The sequence below is a fragment of the Flavobacterium cupreum genome, assembly GCF_003996965.1.
GTDB lineage: Bacteria > Bacteroidota > Bacteroidia > Flavobacteriales > Flavobacteriaceae > Flavobacterium > Flavobacterium cupreum.
The window spans coordinates 249,134-266,512 of the sequence record NZ_QWDM01000006.1; the positions used below are offsets into that span (position 1 = coordinate 249,134).

Here is a 17,379-nt window from a genome sequence, read left to right on the forward strand (position 1 = left end):
CAAATTATTTTTTATTCCATTTACTGAAAATAGATTTTACAAAACTCTTTTGCTCTTCTTCTTCATGATATCCGTTAGAATAAGCTCCATAACCATATCCGTATCCGGAACCGTATTTGGCTTTATTTTCATATCCGTTTAAAACGATACTTGCATTGTTTAGTTCTCCTCTTTTTATCCTGTTATTCAACAAAGTAATCATATCCTTTTTGGTATAATTTTGTCTCACAATATACAAGGTAACATCTGCATACTGGGCCAGCTCTAAAGCATCCGACACTAATCCGACAGGAGGTGTATCCAGGATGATATAATCGTATTTTTGCTTTAATTCGTCTATCAGTTCCTTCATCGCTTCACTTAAAATAAGTTCGGAAGGATTTGGCGGAATCGGACCGGAAAGAATAACATCAAGATTTGCAATACTTGTCGGATTGGTTATTTCCTCCAGGCTTTTCTGTTTAATGAGGTAATTAACTACTCCCAGATTGTTTGTCAGATTAAACTCGTCAGCTAATCGGGGTTTTCTCAAATCCAAACCTATTATCACTGTTTTCTTTTCACTTAAAGCAAATACAGTAGCAATATTTATGGAACAAAAAGTTTTACCTTCTCCGCTTATCGAGGACGTAATCATTAAAGTTTTTGCTCCGCTAACCCGTTGTTTTTTATAAAGGAACTGTAAGGAAGAACGAATTGTTCTAAATGATTCTGAAAGCGCCGATTTCGGCTTATCGAATACTGCCAGGTTGATATTGTCTTTATTAACACCAATAACCCCAATAAGAGGAATTTGCGTTAATTTATTAATATCCTCTATATTTTGAATTGAATTATTAACGAAGAAAATCACAAAAACAATCAGCAAAGGAATCAGCATACCCAGAAACAGGGCCAGTACATAGTTTGCAGAAGTTTTAGGTCCAATGAGATTTCCGCCAATATCTTTTGCCGGATCAATAAAATGGATATCTGACAAATTGGATGCTTTTACAATTTCTGCTTCATTTCGTTTTTGAAGAAACTCCGTATAAATATTGTCATTTAAATCATATTTTCTTTTAATTTTCAATAATTCCTGTTGTTCTTCGGGAAGTCTTTTAACAGTACTTTCAGCCTGACCAATTTTCGCATTTATCATCGACAAGTCATACAATAATGAGGATTTGGCGCTGATGATATTTTCCAGCAGTACATCTTTAACAGCATGCATCTGATTGTCAAAATCCTTAAAAATCTTATCACTTTTTACCGCATAGGACATTTCGGATCTTTGTGTGGAAAGTGCAATAAGTTTTGAAACATTTACAACAATATTCGGATCCTCGATTCCTGCAACCGACGGCGCCGGCAAACGTGAATAATCGACGCTATTATTCAGATATGTTTTTAATGAATTGTAATAGGCAATTTTCCTGGAAATCAAATCTTTCTGAACATCAAAATCCATAATTTTATCCGAAAACTTGGCTCCCCCGTCTTCAATCTCATAAATATTCTTATCCTTTCGGAAAGATTTCAGCTCATTGCCATTTTCTTTCAGTTGAGATTCCATTGCGACAAGAGTACTGTCAATAAATCGTATTGTATTGTTTGCAAATTGGTTTTTTCCGTCGAGCTGAATTTTAATCAGCATTTTTACGGTTGAATTCAGATAATCGACCATTCTTGCTTTGTTTGTGCCTTGTAAAGACAAAGTCAGCAACGAACCTCCTTTATCATCAGCACTTACATCAATCGCTCTGTAATTAGAAACGGTATTATCAAAATCATTAAACCGAACAAAATACTCATTCCCTTTATAAAGTCCAGGGTTGTCATTTATTTGTAGTTTCCAGTTCAGGAAAGGCAGCGAAACCTGCTCTCCGGCTTTATATTTTTTCACGAATTCTACAGGCTGAACTGAAGTATTCGAATAAGTATTTTTGGAATACGTTATTAAGGAAACAGAATTAGTCTCAAACGGAATTCTGATTTCGTATACATTTTCACTTAAAAACTTAATACCGATTAAAGTATTGGCAAGCTGTCCTCTCGATTTATCAATGTTTACATAAAAAGGTACTTCGCCATAAGAATCCACCAGGTTATATTTTCCCTGCGTAAGATAATCAGTGTAGAACTGTAATTTATCAACCACAAGTTCATTATGTGATCTTGACTTTAGGATGGTTGAAATCCCGTTTACCTGATCCGAAATCCCGCCCCAGTTAAAAACCAGGCTGGTATTTGAAGTAAAAAACGGATTACTTTCTTCCTCAATGGAAATCATGGTTTGCATTCCGTAAATTTTTTCTTTTCGAATATTTACCTGATATGCAATTGTAAAGGCAATTATTAAACTAATAAGAAACCATTTCCAATAACTCAGAATCTTTAGCAAAAGCCCCTTAAAATCAAAATTCGAATGATTTTCAAACATCGAAAAATCCTTTATATCTAACATCTCTGAATCTGGTTTTAATTTTTAAGAAGCAAATAAACTGTTGTGGCCAATGAAAGCAAAGTAATGACAGTACTTATAGATTGTATACCGGTCTGCCCTGTTCCCCATGTTTTCTGCTTTAATGGTTTTACGTAAATGTAATCGTTGGGCTGCAAATAATAATAGGGAGACTTCATTACATTGGCATCTGTCAGGTCAATATCATGCATCTGAACGCCCGTCGGCGTTTGACGAATTACGGTTACCGCTTTTCGATCTCCTACCGTTGTAATATCGCCCGCATTTGCAATAGCCTCCATAATATTTACGTGTGACTGGAATAATGTTTTTGTGCCCATGCTTCCAACCTCACCATTGATCGTGTATCTGAAACCGGCTAATTTTACCGTAACAAAAATATTAGCCTCACTTTTAAAATATTCTTCAAGTAATTTTTTTTCAATCATTAACCGTACTTCCTCAAGTGTATAGCCAATAACATTTATTTCGCCTAAAATCGGCATTCTGATATTTCCATGATCATCCACTGTAAATCCGTCAAAATACAAAGCGGACTCTGATTTGTCTGTTACCCCTGAATTAGACTTGCTGAAAATAGAAACCAATTTAGGATCAATTGCCTTAATATCGACGGTTATTACATCATTTGTTTGCAATCTGTAAGGCTTAGACTCAACAGCTGCGACAGTATTTTGCTCACCTGAGGTATTTTTATCCTGTAAATACACCAGGTCTTTTACAGGAATGCAGGATGTAAATAGTACACCAGTCAATAGTAATATATAAAAGCTGTTTTTTGTCATTGTAAATATTTTATCGGCAAATATAGGTTTTCCTTTAATCTTCAGAAAATCTACCTTTTAATTGATCTTATTTAATTGTTTTTGAAAGTTTTTTCGAACGGAATACGGTGCAAAATACTTCTTCCCAGTGTAACTTCGTCTGCATATTCCAACTCGTCCCCTACTGAAATACCTCTCGCAATTGTTGAAATTACGATATCCGATTCACCAATTTGTTTGTAGATATAGAAATTTGTCGTATCGCCTTCCATTGTAGAGCTCAGGGCAAAAATAATCTCTGTAACGATTCCCGATTTTACTTTTTCCACTAAAGTGGAGATATTTAACTGACTTGGGCCAACGCCTTCTATAGGAGAAATTTTTCCGCCCAGAACATGATAAATACCTTTGTATTGCCCTGTATTTTCAATAGCCATTACATCCCGAATGTCTTCGACTACGCAAATCAGCTGATGATTTCTTGTTGAATTAGCACAAATTTCACACACTTCTGTATCTGAAATATTATGGCAGCTTTTACAAAACTTAATATCCTCGCGCATGTTTAATAATGCCTGGGATAAAAAGCCAGTTTGTTCTTTAGGCTGTTTCAATAAATGCAAAACCAACCGCAAAGCCGTCCTCTTACCGATTCCGGGCAATTGCGACATTTCACTGACTGCTTTTTCGATCAATTTTGATGAAAATTCCATAACTGCAAAAGTACTATTTTATGGTTTTTCTATTCCGGCTTACTAACAATCAAACTTTCTATCATCGTTAATCAGCAAAAAAAGATACCCGAAAAAATGCTAAAAAAAATTAATATTGATTTGTAGCCAGCAAAACCAAAGTACAAGCCACTTCTGCCTTGATGTTATTCAGCTCCAGTAATTGATATAATTCAGGATTCTCAGTCCCGGGATTGAATACGACTCTTTTTGGCTGTGCTTCTATAATATAATTATAGTAATCACGCTGACGGGAAGGATTTAAATATAAAGTTACAGTATCAATATTTTTGACCGGGATTGCTTTTGTGTAAATTTTCACACCTGCAACTTCACCGGTATTCTGACCAATTGCCAAAACAGTGTGTCCTTTTTGAACCAATGCATTTATGGCTTTATAAGCGTAGCGGTCTGGTTTTGTGGTAGCACCCAGAACTAAAGTTTTTTTGTTTTTCATCATTTTAAAATATGCTACAAAAGTAATCAAAAAGTATGAGCTTATTTTAGGTTATTTTCACAGAAATACCAGCAATAAAAAAAACAATATCGAAACATGAATATGCCATGAAATGTTAAAAATTGACTATTTTTACTTCACTAACCCAGACAACATGGATTTATTCATTTATTTATTTGCCGCTCTTTTCTCAGTATTGAACCCCATTGGCACCGTTCCCATTTTTGTGGGACTGACACAGCATGACTCCCAAAAAGAGCGCTCGAGAATTTCATTATGGACCGCTATAAACGTTTTCATCATTTTGATTGTTTCTTTTTTTATTGGCCAATATGTATTGACTTTTTTTGGAATCAGCATTGACGCACTTCGAATTGCAGGCGGAATTGTAATTGTAAACTCAGGATTCTCCTTACTTTCCGGAAAATTCAATAAAAAACGAGGAATAAATAAAAAAATAGAAACCGATGCACAGCAACGAAATGACATCGCCTTAACGCCTTTGGCCATACCAATGCTTGCAGGCCCGGGATCAATTTCCCTGTTGATTGCCTTTTATCAGGAGCATCATCAAATGGAAGAAATAATTTTTTCCTGTCTGGCTATTCTGGCTATCGCCGTTGCAATCTATGTTATTTTAAAAAGTGCCCATTATTTAGCCCGAATATTAGGAGCCTCAGGAATTGTGGCCATTTCCAGAATTGTTGGATTTATTGTTATCTCAATCGGAATTCAATATATCGTTAGTTCAATCATTAATATTGTAAAAGGAAATCTGATGTAATTTATTTTATACTATAATATTCTTACAAAAATAATATTTTACAGGATATTTTTTTATCTTTAAAACTCGGAATTTTTAATCGAAATGGCTTTATCTTTGAGCCTTTAGAAATTTATATTTATTATGGAACAGAAAATACATCAGGGAAGAAACGTAAAACGTTTCAGAGAAATGCTTGGTATCAAACAGGAATCATTGGCTTTTGATCTGGGAAATGACTGGAATCAAAAGAAAATTTCTATGCTGGAGCAAAAAGATGTAATTGAAGATGCTATCCTGGATCAAATTTCACATGCCTTAAAAATTCCTGTGGAAGCTTTTCAGAATTTTGATGAAGAGCAGGCTATAAATATTATTTCTAATACTTTTCATGATACTCAGGGCCTGATAAATTACAACCCAACTTTCAATAATAACCCAATTGAGAAACTAATCAAGCTGCATGAAGAAAAAATTGAGTTATACGAGCGTATGCTGAAAGAAAAAGATGAAATGATGGCAAGGCTTGAAAAACTAATCAATAAGTAGCATTAGACATCATAATTTATAAAAAAAACAAAGGCTCAACTAAATAGTTGAGCCTTTTTAATATCAAATTTTATTATTTCGCTTTTAACTTCTTGGCAAAAATACTTCCGCCATCATGCATCTTGCACTTCCTCCGCCACAAGCTTCGATGGTATCCAGGCTTGAGCTCAAAATTTCAGCATGGGCTTCTAATTGCGTGATTTGTTTTGGAGTTAAACTCTGGTGAGCCGAGGCACTCATTACAAGATACTTTTTATCGTTTGTTCCTTTTACTTCCAGCATATTTCCGGCAAAATTATTTACCTGAGCTTCTGTAATAAGAATAATCTCTTTTTTATCTGCTTTTAGGTTATCCAGAACCATTTTGCGTTCTTTTTTATCATCGATACAATCTGCACAAATAACAGCAAAAGTTTCACCCAAACACATCATTACATTGGTATGATAAATTAGTTTACGCTCGCCATCAACAGTTTGAAATGCTTCGAAAATTACCGGTGCATAATCAAAATCTTCGCAGAATTCAATAAATAACTCCTCATCGGCGCGAGGTGACAAAGCACAATATGCTTTTGCATTAGCTCTGTCTAAAAGTAAACTTCCTGTTCCTTCGAGAAAAAACCCGTCTTCTTCAGCCGACGTATAATCCATTATATTGGCAATTTCAAAACCTTTGTCTTCAAGAGTGTCTAAAATATCCTCACGACGTTCCTGACGACGATTTTCGGCAAACATAGGGTACAATGCCACATCACCATTTTCATGGAATGAAACCCAGTTGTTTGGAAAAATACTATCGGGCGTATCTGTTTCAAGCGTATCTTCAATAACTGTAACATCAACTCCTACCGCTCTCAGTTTTTCTACAAAAGCATCAAATTCCTGTTGTGCTTTCGCATTTACCGTACTTGGCAAAAGTCCGTCTAATACTTTTTGGTAATAATTATTTACAGCCGTTTGCTCATTCATCCTGAAAGCTACCGGACGAATCATTACGATGGCATTTGTAGTTTGTTTCATAATCTTTATATTTTTGTTTCAGGTTTCAGGTTTCAAGTTTCGTAAAGAACGTAAAACTTGAAACCTGAAACTTGAAACTCATTTTTTAGTCTCTAATTAAAGGTAAAGTCGAACATCTCAACAACCCTTCCTGCTTGGCAATTTCAGCGTATGGAATTTCTTCCACCGTAAAACCATTTGCACGTAACCAATTGTTAAGTCTGGTAAAGTTTTTCTCTGAAACCACCACATTCGTATCTATTGAAAACACATTCGAAAACATATGGTACATTTCATTTCTTTCGATGTGAAATAAGTTTTCTTTTCCAAAAAGGTTTACTAAGTACAGATAATCTGCCTCTTCTCGGAATCCTCTTTTATAGATAATTCCTTTATCTTTTCCTACCGGCTGAAAACAACAATCTAAATGTAAGGCATTGTCTCTTGCTTCAAGTTTAGATTTAACCAGATCAAATTCTTTAACTATTTTATTCGGGAATAAGGCTTTAATATAATTTACACCCTGCATATTGGTTCGGGCAGTGATATAATCTTTGTAATCACTTCCTTTATAAGTTCCGATAAAAATATGATCGTTCCAAAGCATGACATCCCCGCCTTCGATATGAACTTCTTCCGGAGGACGAACCACTTTTGTTGCATCCATCTGATCTAGTACATATTGAATAGCATCCAGTTCTCTTTCTCGGTCCGGTAAAATATTAGATTTAACAAAAGTATCATCAATAACAAAACCAATATCCCTGGCAAAAATCTGGTTGTAATTTTCGATCATCTCAGGACGATAGACTGTTACATCGTACTTTTGAAAAACAGCATTAAAAGCATCCATTTCAGCAACCATATCTTTTTCAATAGGATAAGTTCCTGCCTTAATATGTTCCAATGATTTAGGATCATAGGCCTCATCAATAGATGGAGTTGGCCCATTATGAACAGCAGAACCCAAAACTACGGCACGTAATCTTGACGTTTCGTTCTTTACATTTAATTGCAACATAACTTTATTATATTTTGGGCAAATATAAAAAAAGCTTCACAGTTAAGTGAAGCTTTTAAAGTTATTTTATCTGTTAGACTTAAAGTCTCTCAAAGGGTGTCCCGTATAAATTTGTCTTGGTCTTCCGATTGGTTCTTTATTTTCACGCATTTCTTTCCATTGTGCGATCCATCCCGGCAATCTTCCTATAGCAAACATTACTGTAAACATATCGGTTGGAATACCTAATGCTCTGTAAATAATCCCGGAATAGAAATCTACGTTTGGATATAAATTTCTTGATTTGAAATAATCGTCTTCAAGAGCAGCTGATTCTAATTTTTTGGCAATTTCTAAAATAGGATCATCCACACCTAAAGTTTCTAATACTTCTTTAGCTGCTTTTTTGATGATTTTAGCTCTTGGATCAAAGTTTTTATAAACTCTGTGACCAAATCCCATTAAACGGAAAGGATCGTTTTTATCTTTTGCTTTCGCTAAAAATTTGTCCGTATCACCACCATCTTTATTAATTTCCTCAAGCATTTCAAGAACTGCCTGATTTGCACCTCCGTGAAGTGGTCCCCAAAGAGCAGAAACACCTGCAGAGATAGAAGCAAATAAACCGGCATGAGAAGAACCAACCATTCTTACTGTTGAAGTAGAACAGTTTTGCTCGTGATCTGCATGAAGGATAAACAATTTATCTAAAGCGTCAACAATAACAGGATTTGCTGAGTAAGGTCCTGTAGGTAATTTAAACATTAATTGCATAAAATTATCAACGTAACCTGTTGTGTTATCGTAATAATTCAAAGGATACCCCATAGATTTTCTATAAGTCCAGGTAGCAATTACAAGAAATTTACCCATTGTTTTACAAATGGCTTCGTACATTTCTTTTTCATTCTCCACATTTACCGCTTTTGGATTAAATGCCGTTAAAGCACTTGTCAAAGCAGACAAAACACCCATTGGATGTGCTGTTTTTGGAAAACCGTCAATGATATTTTTCATTTCTTCGTTTACCAAAGTATGTTTTTTGATACCATTTTCGAACTGCTCCAATTCTTCTGCAGTTGGCAGTTCTCCAAAAATTAAAAGATATGATACTTCCAGAAAATTAGCCTTTTCAGCTAAATCTTCAATTGAGTATCCTCTATAACGCAAAATTCCTAATTCTCCGTCTAAGAAGGTGATTTCACTTTTACAAGAACCAGAATTTTTATATCCCGGATCAATTGTAATAATACCAGTTAAATCACGTAATTTGTTAATATCGATAGCTGATTCATTTTCGCTCCCAGTGATTACCGGAAGTTCAATTTTTTGACCATCTACTTCTAATGTAGCTATTTTTGACATAATATATCGGAAATAAATCTTTAAAATAATAATTTATCAAATCTAAGGAATTTAAGACTAATTAAAAAAAGAATCCTGCTATGAATTTGTTAAAACTCCAAAAAAAAACCATCCGAACAAACGAATGGTTTAATTTCAATATATAAGTCTTACGATTATTTGATCTTGAAGGCGTTTAACCCAGGGAAATAAGCAGTACTTCCTAACTCTTCTTCGATTCTTAATAATTGATTGTATTTTGCCATACGATCAGAACGTGAAGCAGAACCTGTTTTAATCTGACCACAGTTTAACGCTACAGCTAAATCAGCAATAGTATTATCTTCTGTTTCTCCTGAACGGTGAGACATTACTGAAGTATATCCTGCATTTTTAGCCATATTTACAGCTGCAATAGTTTCTGTCAAAGTACCAATTTGGTTTACTTTCACTAAAATTGAATTAGCAATTCCTCTTTCAATTCCAGTTGATAAACGCTCCACGTTAGTAACGAATAAATCATCACCTACTAACTGAACTTTATGTCCAATTTTTTCAGTTAAATATTTCCATCCATCCCAGTCATCTTCGTACATACCATCTTCGATAGAAATAATTGGATATTTAGCAGCCAGATCAGCTAAATAATCAGCCTGCTCTTCAGAAGTTCTGATTTTTCCGGTTTCACCTTCAAATTTAGTATAATCGTATTTTCCGTTTACATAAAATTCAGAAGCAGCACAGTCAAGAGCAATCATAATTTCGTCACCGAAAGTATATCCAGCTTTTTCAACTGCCAGTTTAATAGTATCTAAAGCATCTTCAGTACCACCGGCTAAGTTAGGAGCAAAACCACCTTCGTCACCTACTGCAGTACTTAAACCTCTGTCGTGCAATACTTTTTTAAGGCTATGGAAGATTTCAGTTCCCATTTGCATAGCATGTGTAAATGAAGTTGCCTTTACAGGGAAAATCATAAACTCCTGAAATGCGATAGGAGCATCAGAGTGAGAACCTCCATTGATGATGTTCATCATTGGTACAGGTAACGTATTAGCAGAAACCCCGCCAACATATCTGTATAAAGGTAATCCAAGTTCATTAGCAGCCGCTTTTGCAGCAGCAAGAGAAACTCCTAAAATTGCATTAGCACCTAATTTAGATTTATTTGGAGTTCCGTCTAAATCAATCATTAACTGATCAATTGTATTTTGTTCGAAAACAGAAGTTCCAACTAATTCTTCAGCAATAACAGTATTTACATTATTCACTGCATTTAAAACTCCTTTTCCTAAGAATGCTTTTCCTCCGTCACGTAATTCAACAGCCTCATGTTCTCCAGTTGAAGCTCCCGATGGAACAGCTGCTCTACCTAAAACTCCGTTTTCTGTTACAACATCAACTTCAATAGTAGGATTTCCTCTGGAATCAAAAATTTGTCTTGCGTGAACTTTAATTATAATACTCATTATTTTTGTTTTTTATTAATAAATTATATTTTTTTTCGAAATTATAAAAATATTTAATAGAAAAAATGCATTCTTAATATTAAACGCCTTTACTTATTAACTATATCGTTTTAGCAGCAACCAGTTTTATATTCTCAACAAACTGATCAAACAAATAAGACGAATCATGTGGTCCGGGACTTGCTTCAGGGTGATATTGTACCGAAAAACAATTCTTATTTTTCATACGCATTCCGGCAACAGTATCATCATTTAGATGTACATGCGTAATCTCCAATTCCGGATGACCATCTAAAGCTTCTCTTTTTACAGCAAATCCATGATTTTGAGAAGTAATTTCCCCTTTACCGGTTAGAAGATTTTTTACAGGATGATTAATTCCACGATGTCCACCGAACATTTTATAAGTTTTAACTCCGTTTGCTAAGGCAATAATCTGGTGTCCTAAACAAATTCCGAACAATGGATTGTCATTTTTTATAATTTCCTTTGCAACTTCTATAGCTCCGAATAAAGGATCCGGATCCCCGGGGCCATTTGACAGGAAGTATCCGTCCGGATTAAATTCCGCCAAATCCTTATACGTCGAATTGTATGGGAAAACTTTAATATAACAATCTCTTTTAGCAAGATTTCTTAATATGTTCTTTTTAATTCCAAGATCTAAAGCTGAAATCTTATAAGTTGCATTCTCATCTCCAAAAAAATAAGGTTCAGTAGTTGAAACTTTTGATGCCAACTCTAAACCTTCCATATTTGGCACATTTGCCAACTCTTTTTTCAAATCTTCAACAGAAGTTCCGTCTGTACAAATAACAGCATTCATAGCGCCATTGTCACGAATGTAACTTACCAGAGCTCTCGTGTCGACATCAGAAATACAGATTAAATTTTCTTTTATAAAGTAATCTTCCAAACTTCCGGAAGAATCTTCTCTTGAATAATTAAAACTGAAGTTTTTACAAACTAAACCAGCAATTTTGACGCTATCAGATTCAATTTCCAAATCATTAACACCATAGTTTCCAATATGGGCATTGGTAGCCACCATTATCTGACCAAAATAAGAAGGATCTGTAAAAATCTCCTGATATCCGGTCATTCCAGTATTAAAACAAACCTCTCCAAAAGTTTTACCACTAATACCAATAGATTTACCGTGAAAAATAGTTCCGTCGCTTAGTAATAGAATGGCGCTTTGTCGTGTAGTGTATTTCATTCTTAGTTGTATTGTTTTTTATAATTGTTTAATGAAATCCGGCAGGCCCATTTCATTTATAATTAGATATTTTGCAAATTTACTTCTTTAAAAGAGTGCTTCCAAAAAAAATTAAAAATTTCATTCATAAAAATAAAACCTAACTATAGAAATAAGTTAAATTTTAATTTAAAAAAAATCAAAAAAAAAGGATAAACTAAAAATTAGTTTATCCTTGATTTCTATAGAATCATTACTTTCATAACTATTCAGAAGCTTCAGTAGTCGATTCTGACTCAGCAGCTGGAGCTTCAGAAGTTTCCTCAGCTTTTTTTGCTTTACCACCACGACGGCTTTTTGCTTTTTTAACTTCTTTTTTACCTCCATTGTAAAGTTCATTGAAATCTACAAGTTCGATCATTGCCATATCAGCATTATCTCCCAAACGATTTCCAACTTTAATGATACGAGTGTATCCACCTGGACGGTCACCAACTTTAGCAGCTACGTCTCTGAACAAGTCAGTTACAGCATATTTACTACGTAAGTAAGCAAAAACAATACGACGGTTGTGAGTCGTATCTTCTTTTGATTTTGTAATTAAAGGCTCAACGAATTGTTTAAGCGCTTTAGCTTTAGCAACAGTAGTGTTAATACGTTTGTGCTCGATAAGAGAACAAGCCATATTAGCCAACATAGCTTTTCTATGTCCAGTCTGTCTGCTTAAGTGATTGAATTTTTTTCCGTGTCTCATTGCTATTTTAAATTTAATCCGCCGTAGCGGATTGAATTATTCTTTATCTAATTTGTATTTAGCTAAATCCATTCCGAAAGTTAAATTTTTAACTGCAACAAGTTCATCAAGTTCAGTTAAAGATTTTTTACCAAAATTACGGAATTTCATTAGGTCATTTTTATTGAACGATACTAAATCACCAAGTGTATCAACTTCAGCCGCTTTCAAGCAATTTAATGCTCTCACAGATAAATCCATATCAACAAGCTTAGTTTTAAGCAATTGTCTCATATGCAATGACTCTTCATCATACGATTCTGTTTGTGCAATTTCGTCAGCCTCGAGTGTAATTCTTTCGTCAGAAAATAACATGAAGTGGTGAATTAAAACTTTAGCAGCTTCAGTAAGAGCATCTTTTGGATTAATAGAACCATCAGTTTTAATTTCAAAAACTAATTTTTCGTAATCTGTTTTTTGCTCAACACGGAAGTTTTCAATTGCATATTTTACATTTTTTACCGGGGTAAAAATAGAATCTGTAAAAATGGTACCAATTGCAGCGTTCTGTTTTTTGTTCTCCTCAGCAGGAACGTATCCTCTACCTTTTTCGATTGTTAAATCGAAGTTCAATTTGATTTTAGGATCTAAGTTACAGATAACAAGGTCTGGGTTCAGCACTTGAAAACCTGAAATAAATTTTTGAAAATCACCTGCTGTTAATTGATCTTTACCAGAAACAGAAATAGTAACTGCTTCATTATCGATATCTTCAATTTGACGTTTGAAACGTACTTGTTTTAGATTAAGGATAATTTCGGTAACATCTTCAACAACACCTGAAATAGTAGAAAACTCATGATCTACACCTTCGATACGAACAGATGTAATTGCATAACCTTCTAATGCTGAAAGCAAAACTCTTCTAAGTGCATTACCAACAGTCAATCCATAACCAGGTTCTAAAGGTCTAAATTCGAATTTACCTTCAAAATCGGTTGAATCGATCATGATAACTTTATCGGGCTTTTGAAAATTAAATATTGCCATAAATTTCGACTAAGTCAATTATTATTTGTTGTACAACTCTACGATTAATTGTTCTTTAATGTTTTCTGGAATTTGAAGTCTTGCAGGTACAGAAACAAAAGTTCCTTCTTTAAGATCATTGTTCCAGGTAATCCATTCATAAACATGACTTGAATTTGATAAAGAACGTTCGATAGCTTCTAGAGATTTAGATTTTTCACGAACTGCAACTTTATCACCAGGCTTAAGGTGGTAAGAAGGAATATTAACAACTTCACCATTTACAGTAACGTGTCTGTGAGATACGATTTGACGTGCACCTCTTCTAGAAGGAGCGATACCCATTCTGAAAACTACGTTATCCAATCTTGCTTCGCATAATTGTAATAAAACTTCACCAGTAACTCCTTTAGTCGCTGATGCTTTTTCGAATAAATTTCTGAATTGTTTTTCTAAAATTCCGTAAGAATATTTAGCTTTTTGCTTTTCCATTAACTGAACAGCATACTCAGATTTTTTTCCTCTTTTTTTAGCCATCCCGTGTTGTCCGGGTGGGTAATTTCTTTTTTCGAAAGATTTATCATCTCCGAAGATTGCTTCGCCAAATTTACGAGCGATTCTTGTACTAGGACCAGTATATCTTGCCATTTTAAATTGTTTAAGATAGAGATTATGAATTCAGGTCTTATCCTTCGATAATCTATGTTCTATCTAGGTTATACTATATTAAATTTTGAGTATTAAACTCTACGTCTTTTTGGAGGACGACATCCGTTGTGAGGCATTGGAGTAACATCGATAATCTCAGTCACTTCAATTCCACCGTTATGAATAGAACGGATAGCAGACTCACGTCCGTTTCCTGGTCCTTTTACATAAACTTTTACTTTTTTAAGTCCTGCCTCAAGAGCTACTTTACTACAATCTTCTGCTGCCATCTGAGCCGCGTACGGAGTGTTCTTTTTAGAACCTCTGAAACCCATTTTACCAGCTGAAGACCAAGAAATAACTTCACCTTTCTTATTAGTCAAAGAAATGATAATGTTGTTGAAAGTGGCAGAAATATGAGCTTCACCCGTTGATTCAACGATAACTTTACGTTTTTTTGCAGTTGCTTTAGCCATATTACTTATTATTTAGTTGCTTTTTTCTTGTTCGCAACAGTTTTTCTTTTACCTTTTCTTGTTCTAGAGTTGTTTTTAGTTCTTTGTCCTCTTAACGGAAGACCAGATCTATGACGGATACCTCTGTAACAACCAATATCCATTAAACGTTTGATGTTTAAAGAAACCTCTGAACGTAATTCTCCTTCAATTTTGTAAAATGAAACTGCATCACGAATCGCTCCGATCTCGTCATCATTCCAATCTTGAACTTTTTTGTCTTGGCTAACTTGAGCTTTTTCTAAAATCTCAATTGCTCTACTTCTTCCTAATCCAAAGATATAGGTAAGTGCTATAACACCTCTTTTATTTTTCGGGATATCTACCCCTGCTATTCTTGCCATAATTATCCTTGTCTTTGTTTAAATCTAGGATTCTTTTTGTTTATTACGTACAATCTCCCTTTTCTACGCACAATAATGCACTCGGGACTTCTCTTTTTTACTGATGCTCTAACTTTCATAGTGAATATCCTTTAATATCGATAAGTAATTCTTGCTTTTGACAAATCATAAGGACTCATTTCCAGTTTCACTTTATCACCAGGTAATAACTTGATGTAATGCATACGCATTTTACCAGAAATATGAGCAATTACGATATGTCCATTTTCTAACTCTACACGGAACATCGCATTTGATAATGCTTCGATGATTGATCCGTCTTGTTCTATTGCTGATTGTTTTGCCATAAATATATTAAGCTACCGCTTTTCTATTTTTACCAGTCTTCATTAAACCATCATAATGTTTGTTTAACAAGTATGAATTGATTTGTTGAATAGTATCTATCGCAACACCAACCATAATTATTAATGAGGTACCTCCAAAAAACATTGCCCAAGATTGTTGTACATCCATAATACTTACAACAATAGCTGGGAACACAGCAATCAAAGCAAGGAATAAAGATCCTGGGAAAGTTATTAAAGACATCACTTTATCAAGAAAATCTGAAGTCTCAGCTCCCGGACGAACTCCCGGAATGAAACCACCGCTTCTCTTTAAATCATCAGCCATTTTGTTAGTAGGTACCGTGATAGCAGTATAGAAAAATGTAAATACAATAATTAAAGTTGCAAAAACAAAATTATACCAAAATCCAAATATATTACTAAATGCTCCAACGATAGATTGTGATGTGTCTGATTTAGACAATCCAGCTACAGCTGCAGGAATAAACATAATTGCCTGCGCAAAAATAATTGGCATAACTCCTGAAGCATTAAGCTTAAGAGGAATCCATTGTCTATTACCACCTGCTAAATCTTGCTCGTAATCTCCAGTTGTAGTACGACGAGCGTATTGAACAGGGATTCTACGTACTGCCATTGTAAGCAATACACAAGATATAATTACTAATAACCACACAATAATTTCAATAACTAATAACATTGGACCTCCATTGTTATTGGTAACTCTGGTTGTAAATTCTTGTATAAAAGCTTGCGGTAAACGCGCTAAGATACCAACCATAATCAACAATGAAATTCCATTTCCAATACCTTTATCCGTAATTTTTTCTCCAAGCCACATAGCGAAAATTGTACCAGTAACTAAGATAATAACAGAAGAGAACAAAAATTCAGGTGAATTAAAGCCTAGTAAGAATGCACTTCCAGGTAACGTTCTGTATAAATTGTAGATATAAGTTGGACCTTGAACCAGTGTAATAGCTATAGTCAACCAACGAGTGATTTGATTAATCTTTTTTCTGCCACTCTCTCCATCGTTTTGAAGTTTTTGTAAATAAGGAATCGCAATTCCCATCAACTGAACAACAATAGATGCAGAAATATAAGGCATAATACCTAAAGCAAAAACTGAAGCTTTAGAGAAAGCACCTCCTGTAAACATGTCCAGGATAGATCCTAAACCATTTTTAGTTTGTCCCGCTAAACCTGTTAATTGAGTTGCGTCAATACCAGGCAGCGTTACATGTGCACCAAAACGATAAACCAAAAGCAACCCTAATGTAATTAAGATTCTATTTTTCAGTTCTTCGATTTTCCAAACATTACTTATTGATTCAATAAATTTCTTCATCTTAATAGATAAGTTATATAGTTACAGCTTCTCCACCAGCAGCTTCAATAGCAGCTTTTGCAGTAGCAGTAAATTTGTGGGCAGTTACTTTTAATTTTGCTTTCAATTCTCCTCTACCTAAAATCTTAACGATCTCATTTTTGGTAGCCAGACGATTTGCTACGTAATCTGTCATAGAAACAGAATCAGTAATCACACCATTGTCTACTAATAATTGAAGCGTATCTAAATTAACACCTTCGTATTCTTTACGATTGATGTTTGTGAAACCAAACTTAGGCACACGTCTTTGAAGTGGCATTTGCCCTCCCTCAAAACCAATCTTTTTAGAATAACCAGAACGAGATTTTGCTCCTTTGTGACCTCTTGCAGAAGTACCACCTTTTCCTGAACCTTCTCCTCTACCTAATCTTTTATTTTGATTGTGTGTTGACCCTTCAGCTGGTTGTAAGTTACTTAAATTCATAACAGTATTTGTTATTTAGCTTCTTCGACAGAAACTAAGTGTTTAACTTTGTTTATCATACCAAGGATAGCAGGGTTTGAATCATGCTCTACAACTTGTCCCATTTTACGTAGACCTAAAGCTTCCAAACCTCTCTTTTGAGAAAGAGGACAGTTGATTTTGCTTCTTACTTGTTTTACTAATAATTTAGCCATAATTTCCTTGA

21 protein-coding genes are annotated in these 17,379 nt (G+C 34.5%); 2 read left to right on the top strand and 19 right to left on the bottom strand.

Annotated elements, in window-relative coordinates; all coding sequences use genetic code 11:
- Positions 1-4: 4 nt before the first annotated feature.
- From D0817_RS11340 to D0817_RS11355, 4 genes are all read right to left on the bottom strand, one after another.
- The gene (locus tag D0817_RS11340) at positions 5-2,446 is read right to left on the bottom strand and encodes a polysaccharide biosynthesis tyrosine autokinase (protein ID WP_127338509.1); all 2,442 of its coding nucleotides are present in this window, start codon (positions 2,444-2,446) and stop codon (positions 5-7) included.
- 14 nt (positions 2,447-2,460) lie between these two features.
- A complete protein-coding gene (locus D0817_RS11345; RefSeq protein ID WP_127338510.1) occupies positions 2,461-3,249 on the bottom strand; it encodes a polysaccharide biosynthesis/export family protein in 789 nt (262 codons plus the stop codon).
- A 71-nt stretch (positions 3,250-3,320) separates the two neighbouring features.
- Positions 3,321-3,941 carry a recombination mediator RecR gene (recR, locus tag D0817_RS11350; protein ID WP_127338511.1) on the bottom strand — a complete coding sequence of 207 codons (621 nt, stop codon included), beginning with the start codon at positions 3,939-3,941 and terminating at the stop codon, positions 3,321-3,323.
- Positions 3,942-4,050: 109 nt separating this feature from the next.
- The gene (locus D0817_RS11355; protein WP_127338512.1) at positions 4,051-4,416 is read right to left on the bottom strand and encodes a CoA-binding protein; all 366 of its coding nucleotides are present in this window, start codon (positions 4,414-4,416) and stop codon (positions 4,051-4,053) included.
- 154 nt (positions 4,417-4,570) lie between these two features.
- Between D0817_RS11355 and D0817_RS11360 the strand changes: the two genes are divergently transcribed.
- Positions 4,571-5,200 carry a MarC family NAAT transporter gene (locus D0817_RS11360; protein WP_127338513.1) on the top strand — a complete coding sequence of 210 codons (630 nt, stop codon included), beginning with the start codon at positions 4,571-4,573 and terminating at the stop codon, positions 5,198-5,200.
- 123 nt (positions 5,201-5,323) lie between these two features.
- Positions 5,324-5,728 (top strand): helix-turn-helix domain-containing protein, encoded by a 405-nt coding sequence (locus D0817_RS11365; RefSeq protein WP_127338514.1) that lies wholly within the window; start codon positions 5,324-5,326, stop codon positions 5,726-5,728.
- Between the two features lie 84 nt (positions 5,729-5,812).
- Here D0817_RS11365 and ctlX read toward each other — a convergent pair whose 3' ends face one another.
- From ctlX to rpmD, 15 genes are all read right to left on the bottom strand, one after another.
- Positions 5,813-6,748, bottom strand: a complete 936-nt coding sequence (ctlX, locus tag D0817_RS11370) for a citrulline utilization hydrolase CtlX (protein ID WP_127338515.1) — start codon at positions 6,746-6,748, stop codon at positions 5,813-5,815.
- Positions 6,749-6,833: 85 nt separating this feature from the next.
- Entirely contained in the window at positions 6,834-7,748 is a 915-nt protein-coding gene (locus D0817_RS11375) for a dimethylarginine dimethylaminohydrolase family protein (RefSeq protein WP_127338516.1), read from the bottom strand.
- A gap of 66 nt (positions 7,749-7,814) precedes the next feature.
- On the bottom strand, positions 7,815-9,092 hold the full coding sequence (locus D0817_RS11380) for a citrate synthase (RefSeq protein WP_127338517.1): 1,278 nt from the start codon (positions 9,090-9,092) through the stop codon (positions 7,815-7,817).
- Positions 9,093-9,247: 155 nt separating this feature from the next.
- The gene (gene eno, locus D0817_RS11385; RefSeq protein ID WP_059114067.1) at positions 9,248-10,540 is read right to left on the bottom strand and encodes a phosphopyruvate hydratase; all 1,293 of its coding nucleotides are present in this window, start codon (positions 10,538-10,540) and stop codon (positions 9,248-9,250) included.
- 100 nt (positions 10,541-10,640) lie between these two features.
- Entirely contained in the window at positions 10,641-11,759 is a 1,119-nt protein-coding gene (gene carA / locus D0817_RS11390; RefSeq protein ID WP_127338518.1) for a glutamine-hydrolyzing carbamoyl-phosphate synthase small subunit, read from the bottom strand.
- A gap of 244 nt (positions 11,760-12,003) precedes the next feature.
- A complete protein-coding gene (gene rplQ / locus D0817_RS11395) occupies positions 12,004-12,492 on the bottom strand; it encodes a 50S ribosomal protein L17 (protein WP_127338519.1) in 489 nt (162 codons plus the stop codon).
- Between the two features lie 36 nt (positions 12,493-12,528).
- Positions 12,529-13,521, bottom strand: coding sequence for a DNA-directed RNA polymerase subunit alpha (locus D0817_RS11400; RefSeq protein WP_127338520.1), 993 nt, complete (start codon positions 13,519-13,521; stop codon positions 12,529-12,531).
- A gap of 21 nt (positions 13,522-13,542) precedes the next feature.
- Complete coding sequence (gene rpsD, locus D0817_RS11405) at positions 13,543-14,148, bottom strand: 30S ribosomal protein S4 (protein ID WP_035619621.1); 606 nt, start codon at positions 14,146-14,148, stop codon at positions 13,543-13,545.
- Positions 14,149-14,240: 92 nt separating this feature from the next.
- The gene (rpsK, locus tag D0817_RS11410; RefSeq protein WP_007803677.1) at positions 14,241-14,624 is read right to left on the bottom strand and encodes a 30S ribosomal protein S11; all 384 of its coding nucleotides are present in this window, start codon (positions 14,622-14,624) and stop codon (positions 14,241-14,243) included.
- Between the two features lie 8 nt (positions 14,625-14,632).
- Positions 14,633-15,007: a 30S ribosomal protein S13 gene (rpsM, locus tag D0817_RS11415; protein ID WP_007803675.1), complete on the bottom strand. Its 375-nt coding sequence runs from the start codon at positions 15,005-15,007 to the stop codon at positions 14,633-14,635.
- Positions 15,008-15,009: 2 nt separating this feature from the next.
- Positions 15,010-15,126 (bottom strand): type B 50S ribosomal protein L36, encoded by a 117-nt coding sequence (gene ykgO / locus D0817_RS11420; RefSeq protein WP_072945378.1) that lies wholly within the window; start codon positions 15,124-15,126, stop codon positions 15,010-15,012.
- A 12-nt stretch (positions 15,127-15,138) separates the two neighbouring features.
- Positions 15,139-15,354: a translation initiation factor IF-1 gene (infA, locus tag D0817_RS11425; protein WP_007136545.1), complete on the bottom strand. Its 216-nt coding sequence runs from the start codon at positions 15,352-15,354 to the stop codon at positions 15,139-15,141.
- A 7-nt stretch (positions 15,355-15,361) separates the two neighbouring features.
- Positions 15,362-16,708 carry a preprotein translocase subunit SecY gene (secY, locus tag D0817_RS11430; protein WP_089049758.1) on the bottom strand — a complete coding sequence of 449 codons (1,347 nt, stop codon included), beginning with the start codon at positions 16,706-16,708 and terminating at the stop codon, positions 15,362-15,364.
- A 13-nt stretch (positions 16,709-16,721) separates the two neighbouring features.
- The gene (gene rplO / locus D0817_RS11435) at positions 16,722-17,174 is read right to left on the bottom strand and encodes a 50S ribosomal protein L15 (protein WP_007803667.1); all 453 of its coding nucleotides are present in this window, start codon (positions 17,172-17,174) and stop codon (positions 16,722-16,724) included.
- An 11-nt stretch (positions 17,175-17,185) separates the two neighbouring features.
- A complete protein-coding gene (gene rpmD, locus D0817_RS11440; protein ID WP_017495010.1) occupies positions 17,186-17,368 on the bottom strand; it encodes a 50S ribosomal protein L30 in 183 nt (60 codons plus the stop codon).
- Positions 17,369-17,379: the final 11 nt, after the last annotated feature.

What these genes read in the sequence shown, in the direction of transcription:
- D0817_RS11340 (WP_127338509.1), bottom strand. Translation starts at nt 2,446, where the DNA reads ATGTTAGATATAAAGGATTTTTCGATGTTTGAAAATCATTCGAATTTT.
- D0817_RS11345 (WP_127338510.1), bottom strand. Translation starts at nt 3,249, where the DNA reads ATGACAAAAAACAGCTTTTATATATTACTATTGACTGGTGTACTATTT.
- recR (WP_127338511.1), bottom strand. Translation starts at nt 3,941, where the DNA reads ATGGAATTTTCATCAAAATTGATCGAAAAAGCAGTCAGTGAAATGTCG.
- D0817_RS11355 (WP_127338512.1), bottom strand. Translation starts at nt 4,416, where the DNA reads ATGAAAAACAAAAAAACTTTAGTTCTGGGTGCTACCACAAAACCAGAC.
- D0817_RS11360 (WP_127338513.1), top strand. Translation starts at nt 4,571, where the DNA reads ATGGATTTATTCATTTATTTATTTGCCGCTCTTTTCTCAGTATTGAAC.
- D0817_RS11365 (WP_127338514.1), top strand. Translation starts at nt 5,324, where the DNA reads ATGGAACAGAAAATACATCAGGGAAGAAACGTAAAACGTTTCAGAGAA.
- ctlX (WP_127338515.1), bottom strand. Translation starts at nt 6,748, where the DNA reads ATGAAACAAACTACAAATGCCATCGTAATGATTCGTCCGGTAGCTTTC.
- D0817_RS11375 (WP_127338516.1), bottom strand. Translation starts at nt 7,748, where the DNA reads ATGTTGCAATTAAATGTAAAGAACGAAACGTCAAGATTACGTGCCGTA.
- D0817_RS11380 (WP_127338517.1), bottom strand. Translation starts at nt 9,092, where the DNA reads ATGTCAAAAATAGCTACATTAGAAGTAGATGGTCAAAAAATTGAACTT.
- eno (WP_059114067.1), bottom strand. Translation starts at nt 10,540, where the DNA reads ATGAGTATTATAATTAAAGTTCACGCAAGACAAATTTTTGATTCCAGA.
- carA (WP_127338518.1), bottom strand. Translation starts at nt 11,759, where the DNA reads ATGAAATACACTACACGACAAAGCGCCATTCTATTACTAAGCGACGGA.
- rplQ (WP_127338519.1), bottom strand. Translation starts at nt 12,492, where the DNA reads ATGAGACACGGAAAAAAATTCAATCACTTAAGCAGACAGACTGGACAT.
- D0817_RS11400 (WP_127338520.1), bottom strand. Translation starts at nt 13,521, where the DNA reads ATGGCAATATTTAATTTTCAAAAGCCCGATAAAGTTATCATGATCGAT.
- rpsD (WP_035619621.1), bottom strand. Translation starts at nt 14,148, where the DNA reads ATGGCAAGATATACTGGTCCTAGTACAAGAATCGCTCGTAAATTTGGC.
- rpsK (WP_007803677.1), bottom strand. Translation starts at nt 14,624, where the DNA reads ATGGCTAAAGCAACTGCAAAAAAACGTAAAGTTATCGTTGAATCAACG.
- rpsM (WP_007803675.1), bottom strand. Translation starts at nt 15,007, where the DNA reads ATGGCAAGAATAGCAGGGGTAGATATCCCGAAAAATAAAAGAGGTGTT.
- ykgO (WP_072945378.1), bottom strand. Translation starts at nt 15,126, where the DNA reads ATGAAAGTTAGAGCATCAGTAAAAAAGAGAAGTCCCGAGTGCATTATT.
- infA (WP_007136545.1), bottom strand. Translation starts at nt 15,354, where the DNA reads ATGGCAAAACAATCAGCAATAGAACAAGACGGATCAATCATCGAAGCA.
- secY (WP_089049758.1), bottom strand. Translation starts at nt 16,708, where the DNA reads ATGAAGAAATTTATTGAATCAATAAGTAATGTTTGGAAAATCGAAGAA.
- rplO (WP_007803667.1), bottom strand. Translation starts at nt 17,174, where the DNA reads ATGAATTTAAGTAACTTACAACCAGCTGAAGGGTCAACACACAATCAA.
- rpmD (WP_017495010.1), bottom strand. Translation starts at nt 17,368, where the DNA reads ATGGCTAAATTATTAGTAAAACAAGTAAGAAGCAAAATCAACTGTCCT.